The sequence below is a fragment of the Mycobacterium sp. 23 genome (genome assembly GCF_048287075.1).
GTDB classification, from domain to species: domain Bacteria; phylum Actinomycetota; class Actinomycetes; order Mycobacteriales; family Mycobacteriaceae; genus Mycobacterium; species Mycobacterium gordonae_B.
In genome coordinates, this window is record NZ_JBLVUX010000005.1 from 4760343 (window position 1) to 4776537 (window position 16195).

Consider the following 16195-nt stretch of genomic DNA (forward strand, 5'->3'; position numbering starts at 1 on the left):
ACCAGGGGTGTTTCCTCACTCCAGCCCAGCTGCCAAGGAGGGTGCCGTGCGAGTGATTGTCGACCGTGACCGGTGTGAAGGTAACGCGGTGTGCTTGGGAATTGCACCCGATATCTTCGACCTGGACGACGAGGACTACGCCGTGGTGAAGAGCGATCCGATCCCGCCGGATCAGGAGGATCTGGCCGAGCAGGCGATCGCGGAATGCCCACGCGCGGCACTGTTGCGCGAGGACTGACGAAGAAACTAGAGGTATTCATAAATTGACTGCAGCGAATACGAACGCGACCGATCTCTCCGGCAAGGTCGCGGTGGTGACCGGTGCCGCCGCGGGCCTGGGTCGCGCCGAGGCGATCGGCCTGGCCCGGTTGGGCGCCACCGTCGTCGTCAACGACATCGCCTCGGGCCTGGACGCTTCCGACGTGCTCGACGAGATCAGCTCGGCGGGTTCCAAGGCAGTGGCGGTGGCCGGTGACATCAGCCGCCGCGAAACCGCCGACGAGCTCGTGGCCACCGCCGACGGGCTGGGCGGCCTGAACATCGTCGTGAACAACGCCGGCATCACCCGCGACCGGATGCTGTTCAACATGAGCGACGAGGACTGGGATCAGGTGATCGCCGTGCACCTGCGCGGTCACTTCCTGCTGACCCGCAACGCCGCCACCTACTGGCGTAGCAAGGCAAAAGAAGGCGACGGCCGCGTCTTCGGCCGTATCGTCAACACCTCGTCGGAGGCCGGGCTGGTCGGCCCGGTGGGGCAGGCCAACTACGGCGCCGCCAAAGCCGGCATCACCGCGCTGACGCTGTCCGCGGCACGGGCACTGGGCCGATACGGCGTGTGCGCCAACGCGATTTGCCCCCGGGCACGCACGGCGATGACGGCCGACGTGTTCGGCGCGGCACCGGAAGACGCCGAGATAGACCCCCTGTCGCCCGAGCACGTGGTGAGCCTGGTGCAATTCCTGTCGTCGCCGGAGGCCGCCGCGGTCAACGGCCAGGTTTTCATCGTGTACGGTCCGCGCGTGACACTGGTGGCGGCGCCGACGGCCGAGCACCAGTTCGACGCCGGCGGCGCGGCCTGGGAGCCCGCGCAGTTGAGCGCGACACTGAAGGACTACTTTGCCGAGCGAGACCCGGAAGTGAACTTCGCCGCGACCGGCCTGATGGACTGACAGGCGCCGGAACCGCATAGACGGCTTAGGTAGAGGGGAAATACCAGCTAGGCATAATTGCCACAAAATTTTTCGAGCTTCATCGACACTCAGAACTTGTTCTAGTTAGTATGAGCCGGCTCACACCAAGCAACGAGTCATCCAACGGTGTGTTCAGGGCAGACAGTATTTCGCCGCGAGCAACAGATTGGGGGGACCGGGCTTGTTGCAGAAAGTTGCCGTGCCGGCCCGCGCAGTCGGCGGCTTCTTCGAGATGTCGATCGAGACCGCACGGGCCGCCTTCCGGCGGCCGTTTCAGATGCGGGAGTTCCTGGACCAGACCTGGATGGTCGCGCGGGTGTCGCTGGTTCCCACGCTGCTGGTGTCGATTCCGTTCACCGTGCTGGTCGCCTTCACCCTGAACATCCTGCTGCGCGAGATCGGCGCGGCCGACTTATCCGGCGCCGGAACGGCATTCGGCACCATCACCCAGCTCGGACCGATCGTCACCGTGCTGGTGGTGGCCGGCGCCGGGGCCACCGCGATCTGCGCGGACCTGGGTGCCCGCACCATCCGCGAGGAAATCGACGCGATGCGGGTGCTCGGCATCGACCCCATCCAGCGACTCGTGGTGCCCAGGGTGCTGGCCTCCACGCTGGTCGCCCTGCTGCTCAACGGACTGGTGTGCGTCATCGGCCTGTCCGGGGGCTACGCTTTCTCCGTTTTCCTGCAGGGCGTCAACCCCGGTGCGTTCATCAACGGGCTGACTGTGCTCACCGGACTGCGCGAGCTCATCCTCGCCGAAGTCAAGGCGCTGCTGTTCGGAGTCATGGCGGGTCTGGTCGGCTGTTACCGCGGTCTGACCGTCAAGGGCGGTCCCAAGGGAGTCGGCAATGCGGTCAACGAAACGGTCGTCTACGCCTTCATCTGCCTCTTTGTCATCAACGTCGTCATGACCGCCATCGGCGTCAGAATCTCGGCCAAGTAGGGGGACGGGGTAACACATGACGGCGGACGAGCGATGGTGATCATGCGATGAGCTACGACGCCACCCTCCGCTTCAAGCGCTTCTTCTCGAGGTTTGCCGCTCCGGTCGACAACTTCGGGGAGCAGGCGCTGTTCTACGGCGAAACCGTGCGCTACATCCCCAACGCTGTCACCAAATACCGCAAAGAGACCATCCGGCTGATCGCCGAGATGACGCTCGGTGCTGGTGCGCTGATCATGATCGGCGGCACCGTCGGCGTCGCCGCCTTCCTGACGCTGGCCTCCGGCGGTGTCATTGCCGTGCAGGGCTATTCCTCGCTGGGCAACATCGGCATCGAGGCCCTGACCGGCTTCCTCTCGGCGTTCCTCAACGTCCGCGTGGTCGCGCCGGTCATCGCCGGCATCGCGCTGGCCGCCACCATCGGCGCCGGCGCCACCGCCCAGCTCGGCGCGATGCGGGTCTCCGAAGAGATCGACGCCGTCGAATGCATGGCGGTGCACTCGGTGTCCTACCTGGTGTCGACGCGGCTGATCGCCGGACTGGTCGCGATCATCCCGCTGTACTCGCTGTCGGTGCTGGCCGCGTTCTTCGCCGCCCGGTTCACGACCGTTTTTATCAACGGCCAGTCCGCGGGCCTGTACGACCACTACTTCAACACCTTCCTGATCCCGTCGGACCTGCTGTGGTCTTTCGCGCAGGCCATCGCCATGTCGATCGCGGTCATGCTGGTGCACACCTACTACGGCTATAACGCCAGTGGCGGTTCGGTCGGCGTCGGCATCGCCGTCGGTCAGGCGGTGCGTACCTCGCTGATCGTCGTCGTCGTCATCACCCTGCTCATCTCGCTCGCGGTTTACGGAGCGACCGGCAACTTCAACCTCTCCGGGTAGCGGCGATGGCAGGCATGGGATCACGACGTACCGCCGGGCGGATCGCTGCGGCCACGCTTGCCGGTTTGATGGTGGCGGCGGCGGTCCTGACCTACCTGTCCTACACCGCGGCGTTCACCTCGACCGAGACCGTGACCGTCGCGTCCAAGCGCGCCGGACTGGTGATGGAGCCGGGTGCCAAGGTGAAGTTCCGCGGCATCCAGATCGGCAAGGTCGAAGACATCAGCTACAGCGGCGACCAGGCGCGCTTGAAGCTGGCCATCTACAGCGACGATCTGCACTTCGTCCCGTCTAACGCCACGGTGCACATCGCGGGGAACACCATCTTCGGCGCCAAGTCGGTGGAGTTCATCCCGCCGCAGACCGCGGCCGCGACGTCGCTGCGCCCGAACTCCACGGTGGAGGCCTCCGCGGTGCAGCTGGAGGTCAACACGCTGTTCCAGTCGCTGATCAACCTGCTGCACAAGGTCGACCCGGTCGAGTTGAACGGCACGCTCAGTGCGCTGTCGGAAGGCCTGCGCGGCCACGGCGACGACCTGGGGGCGTTGCTGTCCGGGCTCAATACGCTGACCCGCCAGGCGAATCCGAAGCTGCCGACGCTGCAGGAGGACTTCCGCAAGGCCGGCATCGTGACCAACATCTACGGGGACGCCGCACCCGACCTGAACACGGTGTTCGCAAACCTGCCGACGATCAGCAAGACGGTCGTCGACGAGCAGACCAACCTCAACACCACGCTGTTGGCCGCGATCGGCCTGGCGAACAACGGGTACGAGACGCTGGCACCGGCCGAGCAGAACCTGATCGACACCATCAACCGGCTACGCGCCCCGCTGAAGGTGGCGGCGGACTACTCGCCGGAGTTCGGCTGCCTCTTCGCCGGCATCGACCGCGGCATCAAGGAGTATGCCCCATTGATCGGTACCGTCAAAGCCGGCCTGTTCACCTCGTCGAGCTTCATATTGGGCGCACCTGCCTACACGTATCCGGAGGCCCTGCCGCTGGTCAACGCCTCGGGAGGTCCCAATTGCCGCGGCCTGCCGGACATCCCGACCAAGCAGACCGGCTCGTCGTTCTACCGTTCGCCGTTCCTGGTCACCGACAATGCGCTGATCCCCTACGAACCTTTCACTGAGGTGCAGTTCGACGCGCCGTCGACGCTGCAGTTTCTCTTCCACGGCTCCTTCGCCGAACGGGATGACTTCTGATGGCCTCCGGGACAATGCCGTCGCACCGCTCGATGGTTATCAAGGTCAGTATCTTCGTGGTCACGATGGTGCTCGCCAGCGCCGCCCTGGTGGTGGTGTTCGGTGACTTCCGGTTCGGCTCGGAGAGCACCTACCACGCCACCTTCCTGGACGCGTCCAAGCTCAAGGGCGGCCAGAAGGTGCGGATCGCGGGTGTGCCGGTGGGCGCCGTGTCGGGTGTCAAGCTCAACCCCGACAACACGGTCGACGTGGAGTTCGGTGTCGACGCCCGCTACACGCTGTACTGGTCGAGCCGGGCGGTGATCCGCTACGAGAACCTGGTCGGCGACCGCTTCCTGGAGATCACCTCGGGCCCCGGGGAGCTGCGCAAGCTGCCGCCGGGCGGAACCATCAACTCCCAGCACACCCAGCCCGCGCTGGATCTCGACGCGCTACTCGGTGGGCTCAAGCCGGTGCTGAAAGGCCTGGATGCAGACAAGATCAACACGATCAGCAGCGCCGTCATCGAGCTGCTGCAGGGGCAGGGCGGCGCGCTGGCCAACGTGCTCGCCGACACCAGCAGCTTCTCGAACGCGCTGGGCAAGCGCGACCAGCTGATCGGCGACGTGATCACCAACCTCAACACGGTGCTGGGCACCGTCGACCAGCGTAGTGCCCAATTCTCGGCCAGCGTGGACCAGCTGCAGCAGCTGATCGAGGGGCTCGCTAACAACAAGGACACCATCGCTGGGGCCATCCCGCCGTTGGCGTCGACGACGACGGATCTGACCGAATTGCTGCGGAACTCGCGCCGCCCGTTGCAGGGCGTACTGGAAAACGTCCGGCCGCTAGCCACCGAGTTGGACACGCGCAAAGCCGAGATCAACAACGACGTCGAGCAATTGGGCGAGGATTATTTGCGCCTGTCCGCGCTGGGGTCTTACGGATCGTTCTTCAATATTTACTTCTGCTCGGTGACGATCAAGATCAACGGGCCGGCGGGCTCCGACATACGGCTGGGTCTCGGCGGCCAAGTGGATTCCAGCAAGGGGAGGTGCGCCTTTGCCAAGTAGTAAGCGTGACCAGGATCCGCTCCGCACCGGCATCATCGGCCTGGCGGTGGTGACGTTCGTCGTCCTCATCGCATTCGGTTACTCGGGGTTGCCGTTCTGGCCGCAGGGCAAGACCTACACGGCGTACTTCAGCGACGCGGGCGGCATCACACCCGGCAACAACGTGCTGGTCTCGGGCGTCAAGGTGGGCAAGGTGTCCGACGTGGCGCTGGCTGGTGACACCGCCAAGGTCACCTTCAGCGTCGACCGGCACGTCGTCGTCGGCGACCAGTCGCTGGCCGCGATCCGCACCGACACCATCCTGGGCGAGCGCTCGGTCTCGGTGAGCCCGGCCGGCTCCGGCAACGCCACCACCATTCCGCTCAGCCGGACGACCACGCCCTACACCCTGGCCGGGGCCCTCGAGGACCTCGGTCAGAACGCCAACAACCTGAACAAGCCCCAGTTCGAACACGCGCTCAAGGTGCTCACCGAGACGCTGCACGACGCCACCCCCGGGTTACGCGGCGCGCTGGACGGCGTGACGACGCTGTCGCGCACCCTCAACAGCCGCGACGAGGCGCTACAAGGTCTGCTGGCGCACGCCAAGTCGGTGACGGCGGTGCTGTCCGACCGAGCCGGACAGGTCAAGAAACTGGTGGACCAGGGCGACCAATTGTTCGCCGCGCTGGACGAGCGGCGCAGCGCGTTGAGTGCGTTGATCTCCGGGATCGATGACGTGTCCGCGCAGCTGTCGGGCTTCGTCAACGACAACCGCAGGGAGTTCGGTCCGGCTCTGAGCAAACTCAACCAGGTGCTGGCCAACCTCAACGAACGCCGTGACTACATCACCGAGGCCCTCAAGCGGTTGCCGACCTACGCCACCACGCTCGGCGAAGTGGTCGGCTCCGGGCCCGGCTTCAACGTCAACGTATACGGCGCCATCCCGGCGCCGCTGGTGGCAACCATGTTCGACGTGGTCTTCCAACCGGGCAAGCTGCCGGACAGCTTCGCCGACTACCTGCGCGGAATGATCCAGGAGCGCTGGACGATCAGGCCGAAATCGCCATGACGACAGCAAAACGCTTCGGCAGCAAGGGCCTGCGGACCGTCACCGTCATCGTGCTCGTGGCGGTGGTTGTCGGCAGCGCCTATGTCCTGTTCTCAGCCGGCGGTGGCGGCCGCAAGCTGACCGCGTACTTTTCCTCGGCAGTCGGGCTCTACCCCGGGGACCAGGTGCGCATTCTGGGCGTGCCGGTGGGGGAGATCGAGTCCATCGAACCGCGTGCCGCCGACGTCAAGGTCACCATGAAGGTGTCCTACGGCGTTAAGATCCCGGCCGACGCCAAGGCCGTGATCATGTCGCCGAACCTGGTGGCGGCGCGGTTCATTCAGCTCACTCCGGCTTTCACCGGCGGCCCCTCGTTGCCGGACGGCGCCAGCATCGACCTGACCCGCACCGCGGTCCCGGTGGAGTGGGACGAGGTCAAGGAAGCGCTGACCCAGCTGTCCGTCTCGCTCAGCCCGGCGGCCGGCGAGATGCAGGGTTCGTTGGGTGCGGCGATCAACCAGGCCGCGGACACCCTCAACGGCAACGGCGACTCGTTCCACAGCGCCCTGACCCAGCTTGCGCAAGTGGCTGGGCGCCTTGGGGATTCGCGCAGCGACATCTTCGCCACGGTGAAGAACCTGCAGGTGCTCGTCGACGCGCTGTCGCAGAGCAACGAGCAGATCGTACAGTTCGCCGGGCACGTGGCCTCGGTCTCTCAGGTGCTCGCCGACAGCTCTCGGGATCTCGACCACACTCTGGGTTCACTCAACCAGGCGCTCTCGGACGTACGGGGATTCCTGCACGAGAACAACTCCACACTGGTCGAGACGGTTAACCAGCTCACCGGTTTCACCCAGACCCTGAGCGACCAGAGCGAGAACATCGAACAGATTCTGCACGTGGCGGGTCCCGGTATCACCAACTTCTACAACATTTACGACCCGGCGCAAGGCACCCTCAACGGTCTGTTGTCGCTGCCCGAGTTCGCGAATCCGGTGCAATTCATCTGCGGTGGTTCCTTCGACACCGCCGGTGGGCCCTCCTCGCCCGAGTATTTCAAGCGCGCCGAGATCTGCCGGGAGCGGCTGGGTCCGGCGCTGCGCCGCCTCACCGTGAACTATCCGCCGGTCATGTTCCACCCGCTCAACACCATTACCGCGTACAAGGGTCAGATCATCTACGACACACCAGCCACCCAGGCCAAGGCGGAGACCCCGGTTCCCGAATTGACCTGGATTCCGGCCAAGGGTTCGGGCCGACCGGCGCCCGGCAACACCACGGACCTGCAGAACCTGCTCGTCCCGGCGGTTCCCGGGCCCGGCCCGGGCCCGGGTTCGCCGCCAGGGTACGGACCCGCTCCGGGTCCCGCGCCCGCGGCACCGGCATCGCCCGCGGGCCCGCTGCCCGCCGAGCAAGGAGGGGGCCGATGAGACGAATCTGGTTGCGCGGTGCCGCAATAGTCGCCAGCAGCACGGTGCTCTCCGGTTGTGCGTTCGGCGGGCTCAACTCCCTGAACATGCCCGGAACGGCCGGCCATGGTAGCGGCGGATACTGGATAACCGTTGAAATGCCGGACGTAGCGACACTTCCGCAGAACTCGCCGGTGATGGTCGACGACGTCACTGTGGGCAGTGTTTCAGGGATCTCGGCCGAGCAGCGGTCCGATGGATCCTTCTATGCCGCAGTAAAGTTGGCGCTGGACAAAAACGTGGTGCTGCCGGCCAACGCGGTCGCCAAGGTCGCCCAGACTTCGCTGCTGGGTTCGCTGCACATCGATCTGGCCCCCCCGACCGATCAACCGGCGACGGGCAAGCTGGGCAACGGATCGCGCATCCCTGAGTCCAGGACGGGCCGCTTCCCGACCACAGAGGAAGTCTTCTCGGCCCTCGGTGTGGTGGTCAACAAGGGCAATGTCGGTGCGCTGGAGGAGATCACCGACGAAACCTATCGCGCGGTGGCAGGCCGGCAGGGCCAGTTCGTCGACCTGGTTCCACGACTGGCCGAGTTGACGTCGGGTCTCAACAAGCAGGTCAACGACATCATCTCCGCGGTCGAGGGACTCAACCGGTTCTCCTCGATCCTGGCGCGCGACAAGGACAATCTGGGCCGGGCGCTGGACAGCTTGCCCGAGGCACTTCGCGTGCTGAACAAAAACCGCGACAACATCGTCCAGGCCTTCGGCGCGCTGAACCGGTTGGCTCAGGTCACCTCGAACGTGCTGTCCAAGACCAAGACAGACTTTGCCGCCGACCTCAAAGACCTGTATTCGGTGGTCAAAGCGCTCAGCGACAACCGCAAGAACTTCGTCACCTCGCTGCAGCTCATGCTGACGTTTCCGTTCCCCAATTTCGGCATCAAGCAGGCGGTGCGCGGCGATTACCTCAACGTGTTCACCACATATGACCTCACGTTGCGCCGCCTCGGCGAGACGTTCTTCACCACCAGCTATGCCCTCGATCCCAACATGATGCATATGGACGAGGTCCTCAACGCGCCCGACTTCCTGGTGGGCGAAATGGCCAACCTGTCCGGACAAGCCGCCGACCCGTTCAAGATTCCGCCCGGCGCGGCGGCAGGACAGTAGGGGCGAGGACGATGATCGACAGGCTCACCAAAATCCAGTTGTCCATATTCGCGGCGATCACCGTGATCACGCTGACTGTGATGGCCATCTTCTACCTGCGGCTGCCGTCCACGTTCGGCATCGGAACCTACGGCGTAAGCGCCGATTTCGCCGCAGGCGGCGGCATCTACAAGAACGCCAATGTCACCTATCGCGGTGTCGCGGTGGGCCGGGTGGAGTCAGTGCAACTGAACCCCAATGGCGTCACGGCCGATATGCGACTCAACAGCGGGACCCCTATCCCGTCGAACGTCGTCGCCTCCGTGAAGAGTGTGTCGGCGATCGGCGAGCAGTACATCGACCTGGTGCCGCCGACCAACCCCGTGCCGGGCAAGCTGCGCAACGGTGCCAAGATCGACCGGGCCAACACCCGCATCGGCCAGGACGTCGCCGACCTGCTGAAGAAGGCGGAGACACTGGTCAACAGCCTCGGTGACACCCGGTTGCGCGAGGTGCTGCACGAGGCGTTCCTGGCGACCAACGGCACCGGACCGGAGCTGGCCAGACTGGTCGAGTCGGCGCGGCTGCTGGTCGACGAGGCCAACACCAACTACCCGCAGATCTCCCAGCTGATCGACCAGGCCGGGCCGTTCCTGCAGGCCCAGGTCCGCGCCGGTGCCGACATCAAGTCGCTGTCCGACGGACTGGCGCGCTTCACGTCCGAGGTGCGCCGGGCCGATCCGCGGTTGCGTGACACGCTGGCCACCGCGCCGGGAGCGCTGGACGAGGCCAACGAGACCTTCAGCGGTATCCGCCCGTCCTTCCCGGCGCTGGCGGCCAACATGGCTAACCTGGGCCGGGTTGGCGTGATCTATCACAAGACGATCGAGCAGCTTCTGGTGGTTTTTCCAGCACTGTTCGCCGCGATCACCACCGCGGCCGGCGGACAACCCCAAGACGAGGGCGCGAAGTTGGACTTCAAGATCGACCTCAACGACCCACCGCCATGCAATACCGGCTTCCTGCCCTCGCCGTTGATCCGGTCGCCTGCCGACGAGACGGTTCGGGAAGTCCCGCGCGACATGTATTGCAAGACCGCGCAGAACGACCCGAGCACCGTGCGTGGCGCCCGTAACTATCCGTGCCAGGAGTTCCCGGGTAAGCGGGCACCGACGGTGCAGTTGTGCCGCGACCCCCGCGGGTATGTGCCGATCGGCACCAACCCGTGGCGCGGACCGCCGATCCCGTACGGCACCCCGGTCACCAACGGGCTGAACGTGCTGCCGCCCAACCACTTCCCGTTCATCCCGCCGGGAGCCGATCCCGATCCGGGGACCCCGATCGTCGGTCCGCCGCCGCCCGGGGTTACGCCCGGCCCGGGTCCGGCGCCGCATCAGCCTGCCTACGACCCGCCGCCGCCCAACAACGTCCCGCCGCCCCCGGGTAACCCGTCGTGGCACCCGCCGGACTATCCGCCGGTACCCCCGCAGTTGCCCTACCCCAAGTTCATCGAGCCGCCGGGGCCACCGGTCGGCACGGGTCCGGCGGAAGCCAACGGGGCTGCCTACACCACCACCTATGACCCGTCTACCGGCCGGTTCAAGGATCCGGCGGGCGGCACTGGTATCTTCGCGTCCGGCGTTACCGGGACCTCCAACGCCGAGAGCTGGGTGGACCTCATGCTCGCGCCGAAAAACTCTTAGTGGATCCAGTGGTGACAGAAGAACACGCGACGACCCAGCGCGTCCGCCGCCGGGCGTCACGCGCGGCGGGTCCGCCGAAGGACGCGGTAGTCAGCGCCCCGGTGGCCGACGACGGCGAGGTCCGTGCCGACGACACCGCGGTCAAGACCAAGACCGCACCCAAGGGCCCCACGAAGAAGGCCAAGTCCATCAGCGCCCGGCCGCCCCGGCGGCGCCGACCGAACGGCCGGATGGTCGGCTGGGTGTCCCTGGCCGCCTCGGTTCTGGTGATCGCCGGACTGGTGTGGGGTGTCGTGGTTCTGGCCGGACAGCACCGCGCGGCCGACGCGCGGCAGGCCCGCGAGCAGCGCTTCGTCGACACGGCCTCCCAGACCGTCGTCAACATGTACAGCTACACGCAGGAGACCATCGACGAATCGGTCACCCGGTTCGTCAACGGCACCAGCGGCCCGCTGCGCAGCAAGTTCGGCAGCGAGAACGTCGAGTTCCTCAAGCAGCTGTACCGCAAGACCAACGCAACCTCCGAGGCGGTCATCAACGGTGCCGCCCTGGAAGGTATCGACAACGTCAGCGACAACGCGTCGGTGCTGGTCGCGGTGCGGGTGACCGTCGCGGACATCGACGGTGTCAACAAACCGTCCGAGCCGTACCGGTTGCGGGTCATCGTGCACCAGGACGAGCGCGGCCAGATGACCGCGTACGACCTGATGTATCCCAACGGAGGGAACTGATGCGCCGGCTGCGGTGGCTTCTCCCGGTCGCCGGCGCCCTGGCGGTCGTCGCGGTGGTGGCGTTGTCGGCGATCGGCGGCTGGTTCTACTGGGATCGGGTCGAGACCCGGGGCGAACAGGCCGCCCGGGCGGAGCTGCCGAAGCTGGCCGAGAAGGAGATCCCGCAGTTCTTCGGCTACGACTTCCAGACCATCGAGCGCAGCCTCAACGACGTGTATCCGTTGCTGACGCCGGACTACCGCCAGGAGTTCAAGAAAGTCGTCAACGCGCAGATCATTCCCGAGGCGAAGAAGCGGGAGATGGTGGTCCAGGCAGACGTGGTGGGCGTGGGAGTCATGGCCGCCAAGCGCAATTCGGCGACCGCGATGGTGTACATGAACCGCATCGTGACGGACAAGTCACGCGAGCCGCACTATGACGGCAGCCGGCTGCGCGTCGAATTCAAGCGCATCGGCGGTAAGTGGCTGATCTCCTACATCACGCCGATCTAGCCGGGCGCTCCTTTAGAAGCACATCGCAATGTCGTTGCACCGCAACGGATAGCGCTCGATCGGGCTCGCCGGGGGTCCGATGAGCTGCAGTGAGAACGGTTCTTTCTTCATGTCCGACTGCAGGCCGCAGACCGCGCCGTGCAAGATGGTGTGCGTACCGGCCATCGTCTCGTTGTCGAAGGCGTAGGTTTCCTGGGTCGGGCCGGTCCCGCCGCCCGGGCACGAAACGCCGTTGGCCTTGTCGACCTGGAATGTCCACAGTCCGTTGGTCAGCCGGGCTCTGCCAGTGAAGTTCTGCAGTTGGTCCTGGGTGGTGATCGGCGCCTGGGGCGTTGCGCTGACCACGTTGAGAGCACAGAAGTCCGCCATGATGTCCGGGTTGTCATAGTCCTTGTAATAGCGGCTGCCGTTGACCTGAATACACAGCACGCCGATCGTCCAAGTCGCGGGAACCCCGGGCCCGTTGAAGGTGTACACGCCATCCGCCGGGGGTGCGACCGCATGCGCCGGGTCACCCGATTGCAGCACGAACCCGGTCGAAACGGCCAGGGCTACGCCCGCACCGGCGGCCAGCCCACGACGGATCTTCACGGTGCTCTCCCTTCCTGCCTTCAGGTTCCACGCGCTGTATCTGAGTATCACAGCGATTGGCCGCGAAAACCAAGGAATCGGGCGGTCAGGTCCGCGCGGTCGGTTGCGTGTCTTCGGCCCCCGACGCCAGCGCGTCGAGAAATGAACGGGCCCAACGGTCTACGTCGTGGGCGAGCACCTGGCGGCGCATCGCGCGCATCCGGCGGCGGCCCTCGTCCTCAGTCTGGGTGAGCGCCGCCTCGATCGCGTCCTTGACACCTTCCAGGTCATGCGGGTTGACCAGATACGCCTGACGGAGTTCTGCTGCGGCGCCGGTGAATTCGGACAGCACCAGGGCGCCGCCCAGGTCGCTGCGGCAGGCGACGTACTCCTTGGCCACCAGGTTCATCCCGTCCCGCAGCGGGGTGACCAGCATGACGTCGCTGGCCACGAAGAAGGCGATGAGTTCGTCGCGGGGGACCGGTCGGTGCAGGTAGTGCACCACCGGGTGGGCGACCTCGGCGTACTCGCCGTTGATGTGGCCCACCTGCCGCTCGATGTCGTTGCGCAGGATCTGGTAGCTCTCGACGCGCTCGCGGCTGGGCGTGGCCAACTGGATCAGCACGGTGTCGTCCCGCTTGGCGCGGCCCTCTTCCAGCAGCTCGTTGAAGGCGCGGAGCCGAACGTCGATGCCCTTCGTGTAGTCGAGCCGATCGACGCCGAGCAGCACCTTGCGCGGGTTGCCGAGTTCGGCGCGGATCTCCCGCGCCCGGCGCCGGATGTTGCGGTCCCGGGCGGCATGGTCGAGCTCGCCGGAGTCGATAGAGATCGGGAACGCGCCCACCCGCACGACGCGGGACTCGTACTCCACCTCGCCGAAGCGCGACCGCACCCCGACCGAACCCCGCGAGGTGTTGGCTCCGATCAGTTGCCGGGCCAGCACCAGGAAATTCTGGGCGCCGCCGGCCAGATGGAATCCCACCAGATCGGCGCCGAGCAGACCCTCGACGATTTCGGTGCGCCACGGCAGCTGCCGGAACAGTTCCACCGGTGGGAAGGGGATGTGCAGGAAGAAGCCGATGGTCAGGTCAGGCCGCAGGCTCCGCAGCATCTTGGGCACCAGTTGCAGCTGGTAGTCCTGGACCCAGACAGTGCCGTTCTCGGCGGCCGCACGTGCCGTGGCTTCGGCGAACCGGCGGTTGACGTCGACGTAGCGGTCCCACCATTCGCGGTGGTAGATCGGCTTGACGATGACGTCGTGGTACAGCGGCCACAGGGTGGCGTTCGAGAAACCCTCGTAATAGTCCGCGACATCCGCGGCGCTCAGCCAGACCGGATGAAGTTGAAGTTCGTCCTGGACGATCGGCTTCTCGTCCGGCTCAGCGACATCGTCGCTGACCAGGCCGGGCCACCCTATCCAGGCGCCGCGGCGTTTGCGCAGCAGCGGCTCGAGAGCCGTGACCAGGCCGCCGGGGCTGCGCTTCCACGTGGTGCTGCCGTCGGGCAGCCTTTCCATGTCGACGGGTAGCCGGTTGGCCACCACCACGAAGTCGGAGTCGCCGAAGCCTGCCTTCGCAGACCGGCCGCTCCTGGCAGCCATTAGTTTTCGTGCTTCGCCGGACCAATACCGAGCATGGACAGAAAGACGCGGCACTCATCGGCGTCGGTGGCGTACGCGGCGACCACGCGCCGGGCCTGACTTGCGGTGCTGTCGGCCAGCGGTTCCACGTCGCCGATGTCACCATGGTCCGTTTTTGTTGGCATTGGTCAATGCTAAGCCAAGACGTGCTATGGGCCCGTCCCCAGTCGGCAACCCAGCCGTATCCCGGTTACACACTCGCCGTAATGTGTAAAGCCCAAGCCCCGTGACAAGTGAGCCCCGTGACAAGTGAGGTGGGCGGAATGACACTTTCCGATCAGACCAGCGCCGGCGCTGAGTCCCAGAACGCCGAGACGCCGCAGATGGTGGTCTACGAAACGCTGGACGAGGGCCGTATCGCGCGGATCTGGCTGAACCGCCCGGACGCCCACAACGCGCAGAACCGCACCCTGCTGGTGCAGCTGGACGAGGCGTTCGCGCGTGCCGAGGCCGACGACACCGTGCGTGTGGTGATCCTGGCGGCGCGCGGCCGCAACTTCTCCGCCGGCCACGACCTCGGGTCGGAGGAGGCGATGCTGGAGCGCAAGCCTGGGCCGCACCAGCATCCGACGTTGCGCTCGCACGGCGCCACCCTCGAGCCGATCGTTGAGAAGCTCTACCACCAGGAGTGGCACTTCTTCTTCGAGAACACCCGTCGCTGGCGCGACCTGCGCAAGATCACCATCGCCCAGGTGCAGGGCAACGCCATCTCGGCCGGGTTGATGCTGATCTGGGCGTGCGACCTGATCGTGGCCGCCGACAACGCCAAGTTCAGCGACGTCGTCGCGGTGCGGCTGGGCATGCCGGGCGTCGAATATTACGCGCACCCTTGGGAATTCGGCGCGCGCAAGGCGAAAGAGCTACTGCTGACCGGTGATTCGCTGGATGCCGACGAGGCCTACCGGCTGGGCATGGTGTCCAAGGTCTTCCCGCTCGACGACCTCGAGGAGAAGACCCTTGAGTTCGCGCGGCGCATCGCCGAACGACCCACCATGGCGTCGCTATTGGTGAAGGCCTCGGTCAACGCGGCGGCCGACGCCATGGGCTTCACCGAGGCGCTGCGCCACGCTTTCCACGTCCACGAACTCGGGCACGCGCACTGGGCGGCGCACAACGAGAACAGATTCCCGGTCGGCTTGCCGCCCGACGTCGAGGACTGGCGCACCGCCCGGCCGACCAAGGTTGCCCGCCGCGATATCCCGTAGCGCGCATGGTTCGATAGTTAGAACCTGTTTCAGTTTCGGCGCGAGGGGCTCTCAGTGCAGCTTTCATTCACCGACCGGACATACCTGGTCACCGGCGGCGGCAGCGGTATCGGCAAGGCGGTGGCGACCGGGCTGGTGGACGGCGGCGCATCGGTGATGATCGTCGGCCGAAACGCCGACCGGCTGGCCGAGGCCGTCGCCGAGATCGAAGGGCTGCAACTGTCCGGCTCGATTCGCTACGAACCGGCCGACGTCACCAACGAAGACGAGGTCGTCCGGGCCGTGGACGCCGCAACGGCATGGCACGGCCGACTGTACGGGGTGGTGCACAGCGCGGGCGGCTCGCTGACGGTCGGACCGATCACCCACACCGATTCGGAAGCCTGGCGGCGCACCGTCGACCTGAACGTCAACGGCACCATGTATGTGCTCAAGCACGCCGCGCGGGAGTTGGTGCGCGGCGGGGGAGGGTCCTTCGTCGCCATCTCTTCGATCGCCGCCAGCAACACGCACCGCTGGTTCGGGCCGTACGGGGTCACCAAGGCGGCCATCGACCACATGATGCAGCTGGCCGCGGATGAGCTCGGGGCGTCGTGGGTGCGGGCCAACAGCATCCGTCCCGGTTTGATCCGCACCGACCTGGTGGACGCCAGCGTCATCCAGTCGCCGGAGATCAGCGGCGACTACGCGCTCTGCACGCCGCTGCCCCGGATAGGTGAGGTCGAGGACGTCGCCAACCTGGCCATGTTCCTGCTCAGCGATGCGGCCAGCTTCATCACCGGCCAGTGCATCAACGTCGACGGCGGCCACATGGTGCGGCGCGGACCGGACTACTCCTCGATGATGGAGCAGATGTTCGGCGCCGACGCACTGCGCGGAGTGGTGTAGGCCGCCCGAGCCGCCCGAGCCGCGCTTTATTGCGGTGCGCTAAGTAATTGCGGGCCAATTTGGTACGCCCGTTGCGCATTCCCGAT

The 16195-nt window shown here is 66.0% G+C and carries 16 protein-coding genes and 1 pseudogene; 14 read left to right on the top strand and 3 right to left on the bottom strand.

Translation table 11 applies throughout. From position 1 onward, the window contains the following. The first annotated feature begins 46 nt into the window (after positions 1–46). The 12 genes from ACNQS7_RS23215 (at position 47) to ACNQS7_RS23270 (ending at position 11807) form a co-directional block, all read left to right on the top strand. Complete coding sequence (locus ACNQS7_RS23215; protein WP_256101578.1) at positions 47–238, top strand: ferredoxin; 192 nt, start codon at positions 47–49, stop codon at positions 236–238. A gap of 16 nt (positions 239–254) precedes the next feature. Then, complete coding sequence (locus ACNQS7_RS23220; RefSeq protein ID WP_133450133.1) at positions 255–1172, top strand: 3-oxoacyl-ACP reductase; 918 nt, start codon at positions 255–257, stop codon at positions 1170–1172. A gap of 202 nt (positions 1173–1374) precedes the next feature. Then, positions 1375–2139, top strand: coding sequence for an MlaE family ABC transporter permease (locus ACNQS7_RS23225; RefSeq protein WP_418014383.1), 765 nt, complete (start codon positions 1375–1377; stop codon positions 2137–2139). Positions 2140–2186: 47 nt separating this feature from the next. After that, the gene (locus ACNQS7_RS23230; RefSeq protein ID WP_120794141.1) at positions 2187–3029 is read left to right on the top strand and encodes an MlaE family ABC transporter permease; all 843 of its coding nucleotides are present in this window, start codon (positions 2187–2189) and stop codon (positions 3027–3029) included. Between the two features lie 5 nt (positions 3030–3034). Continuing rightward, positions 3035–4237 carry an MCE family protein gene (locus ACNQS7_RS23235; protein ID WP_418014384.1) on the top strand — a complete coding sequence of 401 codons (1203 nt, stop codon included), beginning with the start codon at positions 3035–3037 and terminating at the stop codon, positions 4235–4237. Next, on the top strand, positions 4237–5289 hold the full coding sequence (locus tag ACNQS7_RS23240) for an MCE family protein (RefSeq protein WP_418014385.1): 1053 nt from the start codon (positions 4237–4239) through the stop codon (positions 5287–5289). Before ACNQS7_RS23235 ends, ACNQS7_RS23240 begins: the two co-directional genes overlap by 1 nt. Beyond that, positions 5279–6340, top strand: coding sequence for a virulence factor Mce family protein (locus ACNQS7_RS23245; RefSeq protein WP_256101582.1), 1062 nt, complete (start codon positions 5279–5281; stop codon positions 6338–6340). The genes ACNQS7_RS23240 and ACNQS7_RS23245 overlap by 11 nt, the downstream gene beginning before the upstream one ends. Next, on the top strand, positions 6337–7749 hold the full coding sequence (locus ACNQS7_RS23250; protein WP_256101583.1) for a virulence factor Mce family protein: 1413 nt from the start codon (positions 6337–6339) through the stop codon (positions 7747–7749). Before ACNQS7_RS23245 ends, ACNQS7_RS23250 begins: the two co-directional genes overlap by 4 nt. Continuing rightward, positions 7746–8903, top strand: coding sequence for a virulence factor Mce family protein (locus ACNQS7_RS23255; protein ID WP_256101584.1), 1158 nt, complete (start codon positions 7746–7748; stop codon positions 8901–8903). The genes ACNQS7_RS23250 and ACNQS7_RS23255 overlap by 4 nt, the downstream gene beginning before the upstream one ends. 11 nt (positions 8904–8914) lie before the next feature. Then, on the top strand, positions 8915–10585 hold the full coding sequence (locus ACNQS7_RS23260; protein WP_418014386.1) for a virulence factor Mce family protein: 1671 nt from the start codon (positions 8915–8917) through the stop codon (positions 10583–10585). Further along, positions 10585–11316, top strand: a complete 732-nt coding sequence (locus ACNQS7_RS23265; RefSeq protein WP_418014387.1) for a mammalian cell entry protein — start codon at positions 10585–10587, stop codon at positions 11314–11316. Before ACNQS7_RS23260 ends, ACNQS7_RS23265 begins: the two co-directional genes overlap by 1 nt. Beyond that, on the top strand, positions 11316–11807 hold the full coding sequence (locus tag ACNQS7_RS23270; protein ID WP_156296614.1) for a mammalian cell entry protein: 492 nt from the start codon (positions 11316–11318) through the stop codon (positions 11805–11807). Before ACNQS7_RS23265 ends, ACNQS7_RS23270 begins: the two co-directional genes overlap by 1 nt. A gap of 12 nt (positions 11808–11819) precedes the next feature. Here the strand turns inward: ACNQS7_RS23270 and ACNQS7_RS23275 are convergent, their stop codons facing one another. From ACNQS7_RS23275 to ACNQS7_RS23285, 3 genes and pseudogenes are all read right to left on the bottom strand, one after another. Next, positions 11820–12398: a hypothetical protein gene (locus ACNQS7_RS23275; RefSeq protein WP_418014388.1), complete on the bottom strand. Its 579-nt coding sequence runs from the start codon at positions 12396–12398 to the stop codon at positions 11820–11822. Positions 12399–12483: 85 nt separating this feature from the next. Then, positions 12484–14035 (bottom strand): annotated as a pseudogene (locus ACNQS7_RS23280) (alpha,alpha-trehalose-phosphate synthase (UDP-forming)). Then, on the bottom strand, positions 13977–14141 hold the full coding sequence (locus tag ACNQS7_RS23285) for a hypothetical protein (RefSeq protein WP_120794132.1): 165 nt from the start codon (positions 14139–14141) through the stop codon (positions 13977–13979). Before ACNQS7_RS23285 ends, ACNQS7_RS23280 begins: the two are co-directional and overlap by 59 nt. Before the next feature lie 198 nt (positions 14142–14339). Here ACNQS7_RS23285 and ACNQS7_RS23290 point away from each other — a divergent pair, with 198 nt between their 5' ends. Then, the gene (locus ACNQS7_RS23290) at positions 14340–15221 is read left to right on the top strand and encodes an enoyl-CoA hydratase (protein WP_418016116.1); all 882 of its coding nucleotides are present in this window, start codon (positions 14340–14342) and stop codon (positions 15219–15221) included. A 54-nt stretch (positions 15222–15275) separates the two neighbouring features. Continuing rightward, complete coding sequence (locus ACNQS7_RS23295) at positions 15276–16109, top strand: SDR family oxidoreductase (RefSeq protein ID WP_418014389.1); 834 nt, start codon at positions 15276–15278, stop codon at positions 16107–16109. The last annotated feature ends 86 nt before the right edge of the window (positions 16110–16195 follow it).